At 72.6% G+C, this 6,884-nt stretch carries 9 protein-coding genes; 6 read left to right on the top strand and 3 right to left on the bottom strand.

Going from position 1 to position 6,884, the window contains the following annotated elements; translation table 11 throughout:
- Positions 1 to 363: 363 nt before the first annotated feature.
- From E1200_RS29460 to E1200_RS29450, 3 genes are all read left to right on the top strand, one after another.
- Positions 364 to 780, top strand: coding sequence for a transcriptional repressor (locus E1200_RS29460; RefSeq protein WP_131955351.1), 417 nt, complete (start codon positions 364 to 366; stop codon positions 778 to 780).
- 9 nt (positions 781 to 789) lie between these two features.
- Complete coding sequence (locus E1200_RS29455; RefSeq protein WP_131955350.1) at positions 790 to 1,776, top strand: folate-binding protein YgfZ; 987 nt, start codon at positions 790 to 792, stop codon at positions 1,774 to 1,776.
- A 79-nt stretch (positions 1,777 to 1,855) separates the two neighbouring features.
- Complete coding sequence (locus tag E1200_RS29450) at positions 1,856 to 2,344, top strand: hypothetical protein (protein ID WP_131955349.1); 489 nt, start codon at positions 1,856 to 1,858, stop codon at positions 2,342 to 2,344.
- Positions 2,345 to 2,359: 15 nt separating this feature from the next.
- On the opposite strand, the gene dtd is transcribed toward E1200_RS29450, so the two are convergent.
- Entirely contained in the window at positions 2,360 to 2,785 is a 426-nt protein-coding gene (gene dtd / locus E1200_RS29445) for a D-aminoacyl-tRNA deacylase (protein ID WP_131955348.1), read from the bottom strand.
- Between the two features lie 132 nt (positions 2,786 to 2,917).
- Between dtd and E1200_RS29440 the strand changes: the two genes are divergently transcribed.
- Both E1200_RS29440 and E1200_RS29435 read left to right on the top strand, forming a co-directional pair.
- Entirely contained in the window at positions 2,918 to 3,748 is an 831-nt protein-coding gene (locus tag E1200_RS29440) for a 3-keto-5-aminohexanoate cleavage protein (protein WP_131955347.1), read from the top strand.
- A 34-nt stretch (positions 3,749 to 3,782) separates the two neighbouring features.
- On the top strand, positions 3,783 to 4,763 hold the full coding sequence (locus E1200_RS29435; RefSeq protein ID WP_131955346.1) for an asparaginase: 981 nt from the start codon (positions 3,783 to 3,785) through the stop codon (positions 4,761 to 4,763).
- A 57-nt stretch (positions 4,764 to 4,820) separates the two neighbouring features.
- Here E1200_RS29435 and E1200_RS29430 read toward each other — a convergent pair whose 3' ends face one another.
- Entirely contained in the window at positions 4,821 to 5,219 is a 399-nt protein-coding gene (locus tag E1200_RS29430) for a hypothetical protein (RefSeq protein ID WP_131955345.1), read from the bottom strand.
- Positions 5,220 to 5,260: 41 nt separating this feature from the next.
- Positions 5,261 to 6,508, bottom strand: a complete 1,248-nt coding sequence (locus E1200_RS29425; protein ID WP_131955344.1) for an MFS transporter — start codon at positions 6,506 to 6,508, stop codon at positions 5,261 to 5,263.
- 147 nt (positions 6,509 to 6,655) lie between these two features.
- On the opposite strand from E1200_RS29425, the gene E1200_RS29420 reads away from it, so the two are divergent.
- Positions 6,656 to 6,884: hypothetical protein (locus E1200_RS29420; RefSeq protein ID WP_131955343.1), on the top strand; the 229-nt coding region annotated here is incomplete at its 3' end.

Raw genomic sequence — 6,884 nt, 5'->3', positions numbered from 1 at the left:
CCACCGGGCCCGGACATGAACGATCCCCGGACCTTCCCGCTCGGGCGGGGTGATGGACAGGACGGGTCCATCGGTCCGGGGACCGGGTGTCTGCCTGGTATTCGCCGGTCGCCGTCGCGACCGGTTGCCGCCGCCGGAGCGGCGGCGCCGAGGCGGGACGGCGACTAGCGGACAGCCACCTCGCGAGTCCTAGAATCAACCATTTCTTGGACCACCTCCTTTCGCGCGTACCACGCACGTTATGCGAGCGCCGCGCGCAGGGGCAAGCCGGTTTTCCGCGGGCGAAACCGGGCGGATTCGAGTGGATCCGGGCGGATCCGGCGACGGGGAGCCGCATCCGGGACCGGGATCTAGACTTGGGGCATGGTCGAGTCGTGGCAGGAGGAGCTGCGGGCGAGGGGATACCGCGTGACGCCCCAGCGCCAGCTGGTCCTTGAGGCGGTCACCAACCTGGAGCACGCGACCCCGGAGGAGATCTGCACCGAGGTCCAGCGCACCGCCCGCGGCGTGAACATCTCCACCGTGTACCGGACGCTGGAGCTGCTCGAAGAGCTCGGTCTCGTCAAGCACGCGCACCTCGGGCACGGACCGCCGAACTACCACCTGGCGGCCGAGGCGGAGCACATCCACCTGGTGTGCCGGGGCTGCCACACCGTCCAGGACGTCGATCCGCGGGCGGCGACGGGGCTGGCCGACGTCCTGCAGCGCGATTTCGGCTTCGAGACGGACGTGCACCACCTCACGGTGTACGGGCGCTGCAAGGACTGCCGCGCCACGTAGCCTGGGGGCATGAAGAGCCCGCTGTTGCAGACGCCCGGAGCGGTTCCCGCGGACGCGCCCGACCAGGAGGTCGCCGCGCACTACGGGGAGCCTTCGCAGGAACAACGCGCTTTGGAGCGCGGGGAGGCGTTCGTCGACCGCGGCAACAGGGGCGTCGTCAAGGTCTCCGGGCCCGACCGGCTGAGCTGGCTGCACAGCCTGCTGAGCCAGCACCTGGACGCGCTGCAGCCGTTCGAGCCGACCGAGGCGCTGCTGCTCGGCGCCAAGGGGCACGTCGAGAACCACCTCTTCCTGATCGACGACGGCGAGGCCGTGTGGGCGCACGTGGAGCCCGGGTCGGCGGCGCCGCTGGTGGAGTTCCTCGACCGGATGCGTTTCATGCTGCGCGTCGAGGTCGAGGACGTCTCCGCGTCCCACGCCGTGGTCACCGGCCCCGGCCCGGCCGAGCCCGGAACGCTCGCCTGGCCCGACGCCGCCGGGACCGTCACCCGCATCGTGCCGCGGGGCGAGTTCCCCGAGGGGCTGCGCCCGGCGGGCCTCTGGGCGTACGAGGCGCTCCGGATCGCCGAGCACCGGCCGCGGTTCGGCATCGACACCGACCACCGGACGATCCCGCACGAGGCGGGCTACGTGGAGACGGCGGTCCACCTGAACAAGGGCTGCTACCGGGGGCAGGAGACCGTCGCCCGCGTCCACAACCTCGGGCGCCCGCCGCGCCGCCTGGTGTTCCTGCACCTGGACGGCAGCGTCGACCGGCTGCCCGCGCACGGCGACCCGGTGGAGATCCCCGGCGGGCGGAACGTCGGGTTCGTCGGGTCGGCGGCACGGCACCACGAGCTGGGGCCGGTCGCGCTGGCGACGGTCAAGCGGAACGTCCCGGTGGACGCCGAGCTGCTGGCGGGCGGGGTCGCCGCGGCGCAGGAGGTCGTGGTGTCGCCGGACACCGGGGCGAACGCGCAGATCGAGCTGCGCCGGCGGCCCGCGAAACACGGGTAGCCCACCGACTCCCGGGGCAATATCGTCGGAACAGACGATTTATCACCACACGCCGCCCGGGAAAGGTGGATTCCTACCGATGGTCCCGAACCTGGGGAGACCGGAGCCGTCGGCGGCGCGGAGGGGCGCCCGGCGCCTCCCGCGCAGGGAGTCCGCGCTGCTCTGGTGGGCCCTGTTCGCCGCGTTCGCCGGGGCCGCCTGGTGGTTCCAGTCGTGGCGGATCGCGCTGCTCGGGTTGCTGACGTGGTGCCTGTACGAGTTCCTGCTCGTCCCGACGCTGTGCCGGGTGCTGAAGCGGCAGGGGCATCCCTGCACGGAGCGCGTCCGGGGACGCCTGTTCGCCTGCGCCCCGAACCACCAGCACCTCAAGAACGACGCGCTCTGGCGGCTCGCCGGAATCCGCAACCCGTTCCAGAAGCAGGCCCAGGACACCGACCCGGACACCGGGGTCGTCGTCCACTCGCCGGACGTGCGCGGCCGGCTCACCCCGGCAGACCGCTCCCTGGTCGTCCTCGCCTCTCTCGGCACCGTCGCCACCCTCGTCGGGATGGTCTACGGCTTCCGCTGAGACCCGGCGGGGGCGTCAGATCTCCACGATCAGCGTGATGGGGCCGTCGTTGACGAGGGACACCTTCATCTCGGCACCGAACTCGCCCGTCTCGACCTTCGCGCCGAGCGCCCTCAGCTCGTGGACGAGCGCGTCCACCAGGGGCTCGGCGACCGGGCCCGGGGCCGCGGCCGTCCAGGTCGGGCGGCGGCCCTTGCGCGCGTCGCCGTAGAGGGTGAACTGGCTGACGACGAGCAGGGGCGCGTTGACGTCCGAGCACGACTTCTCGTCCTGCAGGATCCGCAGGCCCCAGAGCTTGGCGGCCAGCTTGCGGGCCTTGGCGGGGTCGTCGTCGTGGGTCACGCCGACGAGGACCATCAGTCCCGGCTCGTCGATCGCCCCTACGACGCGTCCCTCGACGGACACGCTGGCCTGGCTCACCCTCTGCACTACCGCACGCATGGACGTGCATTCTGCCGCGTTTCTGCCGCGTGTGTTCCGCCGCGTGTCCTGCCGCGTGTTCGGCTGCGTGTTCGGCTGCGTGTTCGTCGCGTATGTTCTGCCGCGTAATTTCTGCCGCGTATGGTGCCGCGTATGGGAGCAACGACGCTGATCACGGTGGCGCCCACGGGCGCGGAGTCCTCGAAGGCGGACGTTCCCGCCCTTCCGGTCACCCTTGAGGAACTGGTCCAGACGGCCAAGGAGTGCGAGGCGGCCGGCGCGGCGGTCATCCACGTGCACATCCGCGACGAGTACGCGCTCCCCACGCTCGACCTGTCCCGGCTGCGGGACACGGTGCGCGCGCTGCGAGAGGGCACGGGACTGATCGTGCAGTTGTCCACGGGCGGTGCCGTCACCGACTCCTATGAGGACAGGCTGCGCGTCCTGGACGCCGAGCCCGACATGTGCTCGCTCACCTGCGGGACGGTCAACTTCGGCGACGACGTCTTCATGAACCCCTGGCCGTTCATGGTGGAGCTCTACCGCCGCACCCAGGAACTGGAGGTCGTCCCAGAGTTCGAGTTGTTCGACCTGGGGCAGGTCGCGGCGCTGCACCGTCTCCTCGACAAGCACGGCCTCCCGTACGGGGGGCGCGTCCACTGCGACCTGGTGATGGGCGTGCCCGGCGGCATGCCCGGGGACGCGCGCACGCTCGTCGCGGCCGTCGAGGCGCTGCCGGAGGGCGCGACATGGTCGGCGACCGGCATCGGGCGGACGTCCCTGCCCGTGCTGTTCGCGGCGCTGTCCGCGGGCGGGCACCTGCGGGTCGGCATGGAGGACACGGTCACCTTCGCGAAGGGACGGCCGGTGACGGCGAACGCCGAGCTCGTGGAGCGGGCGGCGCAGGCCGCCCGGCTGGCCCAGCGCCCGCCGATGACCTCCGCGGACGCGCGCGAGCTGCTGGGCATCCGCGCGTGTGGCTAGGCATCAAGGCCCGGTGACCGGGCAGGACGCACACATGATCAATCCTGTGCTCGTGGAGGTCGAGCGGTCCGGGTTCGTGGAGTCCCGCCATCGCGGCGCGGCGGCCGGCCTCGCCGCGGACGGGTCCGTCGCGGTCCGCGCCGGCGATCCCGCGGTGCCGGTCTTCCCGCGTTCGGCGAACAAGCCGATGCAGGCGGTCGCGATGCTGCGGGCCGGGCTCGGCCTGGACGGGGAGCTGCTCGCGCTGGCCGGGGGCAGCCACTCGGGCGAGGAGTTCCACGTCGAGGGAGTGGAGAAGATCCTCGCCGGGGCCGGGCTGGGGGCCGCCGACCTGCGCTGCCCCGAGAGCTGGCCGCTCGATCCCGTCAAGCAGCAGGACGTCGTGCGGGCGGGCGGCGGCGCCTCGCGGCTGCGCATGAACTGCTCCGGCAAGCACGCCGCGATGCTCGCCACCTGCGTCGCCGCGGGCTGGCCGACCGAGACCTACCTCGACCCGGGGCACCCGCTGCAGACCGCCGTGCGGGAGACGGTCGAGGAACTCGCGGGGGAGCCGGTCGCGGCGGTCGGCGTTGACGGCTGCGGCGCGCCGCTGTTCGCGCTGTCCCTGACGGGCGTGGCGCGGGCGTTCCGCGCGCTCGTCCTCGCCGGGCCCGGCACGCCGGAACGGCGCGTCGCGGACGCGATGCGCACCCACCCGCAGTGGACGGCGGGCACGCGGCGCGAGGAGCGGCGGCTCATGGACGCCGTCCCGGGGCTGCTGGTCAAGTGCGGCGCCGAGGGGGTGGACGCGTTCGCGTTCGCCGACGGCCGGTCCGGCGCCATCAAGATCGACGACGGTGCGATGCGGGCCCGGACGCCCGTCACCGTCGCCCTGCTGCGCGCGCTCGGCGTGGCGGAGGCGGCCGAGGGGACGGACAAGGCCGTGCTGGACGAGCTGTCGATCGTCCAGGTCCGCGGCGGCGGCGCCGTGGTCGGCGCCGTCCGCCCCACCTCAGGACTCTTCACCGGCTTCTAGGCGTCGGCCTCTATGCGTCGGCTTCTGAGCGTCGGCTTCCAAGTTGAGCGTCGGCTTCTAGGCGTTGTCGCGCCTGCGGCCCTTGAGCTCCTCGAACTCCTCCTTGACCACGGTCTGCTCGTAGAGCAGACCGTCCGGCCACGGCTTCTTCGGCTCCCGTCCCGGCTGCGGGTTGTCGTGGCGGAACTCCTCGGCCTGCGACTCCTTCGAGGGCGGGTAGCTGTGGGAGAACATCCCGGGCCGGTAGGTGTAGGTGCCGCCCTGCTCCATGCCGCGGTGGTTGTCCTGGTCGTTCCGGCGTTCCGGGCGGATCGGACGGGACGACGCCGTCAGCATCATGATGAAGCGGGCGACCAGCGCCACCACGGCGACCACGGGGATTATCCAGAGCCATAGCCAAGGGCCTCGTGGCGCGGTCTCGGCCAGCGTGGGGTCCGCCAGGATCGTGGCGAGCATACGGTCCACCTCCCGGTGTCATTTGCGGGCCTCGCTCAGCATCAATTAGGGATGTGTCCGCTAATTTCCGGGTTAACCGCGTCCGGTGGTGGTTCCGTGGGGGCGCCGACCGAGCGGTTGCGTCCCGCCGCGAGCCCCGGCACCGTCATGACGAGCACGACGCCGAGCACGCAGCCGATCGGAACGCTCCACCCGCCGGTGACGTCGTGCAGGGCGCCGACGCCGAGCGGGCCGAGCGCCGCGATGACGTAGCCGACGCCCTGCGCCATCCCCGACAGCTGGGCCGCGACCTGGGCGTCGTGGGCGCGGAGCCCGATGAACGACAGCGCGGTGGCGAACCCGATGCCCTGGCCGAGGCCGAGCACGACCGCCCACACCCACACCGATCCGATCGGCGCCCACGTGACGCCGACGAAGCCGAGGAGCGACAGCGTCGCCGTGGTGAGCACGAGCGGGCGCTGGTCGCGCGTCCGCCGTGCCAGCAGCGGGACGGCGAGCGACCCCGCCGCCTGGACCGCCGCCGACAGGGCGAGGACCAGCCCGGCGGACGTCTCGTCCATCCCGCGGCTCTGGCAGATCGTCGGGAGCCAGCCGAGGACGACGTACGCCAGCAGCGACTGCAGGCCCATGAACACCGTGACGTTCCAGGCCAGGCCGGACCGCCAGACCATGGCGGCCACGCCCCGCGACGACGCCGGACGGGGCGCCGACCGCGCCGCGTGCGCCGCCCTGCGCGCCCGCGGCACCCACAGCAGCCCCGCGAGCGCCGCCGGGACGGCCAGCAGGCCCAGCGGCAGCCGCCACGACGAGTCGAAGAGGTTCTCCACCGGGACGACCAGCCCGGACGACAGGGACGCGCCGCTCGTCACGGCGACCGTGTAGACGGCCGTGACCGTGGTGATCCGCGTCGGATGGTCCCGCTTGATGATCGAGGGCACCGCGATGTTGCCGATGCTGATCGCGACACCGGCGACCAGCGACCCGGCGAACAGCGGGAACGGGGCGCCCACCAGCCGCAGCAGCAGCCCGACGACGAGCAGCCCCATCGCGCTGACGAGCAGCGTCTCGGCGCGCGGCGCCCGGTGCAGGAACGGCGCGACGAGCCCGTACGCGCCGAAGAACAGCAGCGGCAGCGTGGTCAGCGCGCCCGCCGCCGTGCCGGACAGCTGGAACTCGTCGCTGATCTCGGTCAGCACCGGCCCGACCGCGGCGATCGCCGGCCGCAGGCTGACCGCCACCAGGACGATCATCAGCAGCGATCCGGCGAGCCCGGCCCGGCGTGCCGTCACGGCGCCCGACCTGCTCCCACAAAGCCCCCTCAAGTAAGACGTCAGACATCTTACGGTCGTGTCATGGCACTCCCGGCGAGTCCTGCCGGCGGCCGGGACGGTTAGCCGTCTGCCCTCGGGTAAAGGCGTGGGCGAGGAGGTGCCGCCATGCTCGCCGATTCGACCCGGCTCGGTGACCCCTACCTCTACGTCATCGCACCCATCGTGATCTTCAGCGCCCTGGTCGTCTGGATCACGATGACGCTGATGACCTCGCGCCACCGCACGAGCCGGCGGAAGCCCGGCGGCGGCCCCGACGGGATGTCGCACCGGGGGCCCGTCCGGGGCGGCGTGCTCCTGGGCAGCCCCGTCCAGCGGACGCGCCGCGACCCCATCC

Source organism: Actinomadura sp. GC306 (assembly GCF_004348665.1).
In the GTDB taxonomy this organism is placed as follows: Bacteria; Actinomycetota; Actinomycetes; order Streptosporangiales; family Streptosporangiaceae; genus Spirillospora.
This window is presented reverse-complemented; position numbering and strand designations above follow the sequence as displayed.

Excerpts from the sequence above, each read along its gene's own strand:
- E1200_RS29455 (WP_131955350.1), top strand. The coding sequence starts at position 790 with ATGAAGAGCCCGCTGTTGCAGACGCCCGGAGCGGTTCCCGCGGACGCG.
- E1200_RS29460 (WP_131955351.1), top strand. The coding sequence starts at position 364 with ATGGTCGAGTCGTGGCAGGAGGAGCTGCGGGCGAGGGGATACCGCGTG.
- E1200_RS29440 (WP_131955347.1), top strand. The coding sequence starts at position 2,918 with ATGGGAGCAACGACGCTGATCACGGTGGCGCCCACGGGCGCGGAGTCC.
- E1200_RS29430 (WP_131955345.1), bottom strand. The coding sequence starts at position 5,219 with ATGCTCGCCACGATCCTGGCGGACCCCACGCTGGCCGAGACCGCGCCA.
- E1200_RS29450 (WP_131955349.1), top strand. The coding sequence starts at position 1,856 with ATGGTCCCGAACCTGGGGAGACCGGAGCCGTCGGCGGCGCGGAGGGGC.
- E1200_RS29435 (WP_131955346.1), top strand. The coding sequence starts at position 3,783 with ATGATCAATCCTGTGCTCGTGGAGGTCGAGCGGTCCGGGTTCGTGGAG.
- dtd (WP_131955348.1), bottom strand. The coding sequence starts at position 2,785 with ATGCGTGCGGTAGTGCAGAGGGTGAGCCAGGCCAGCGTGTCCGTCGAG.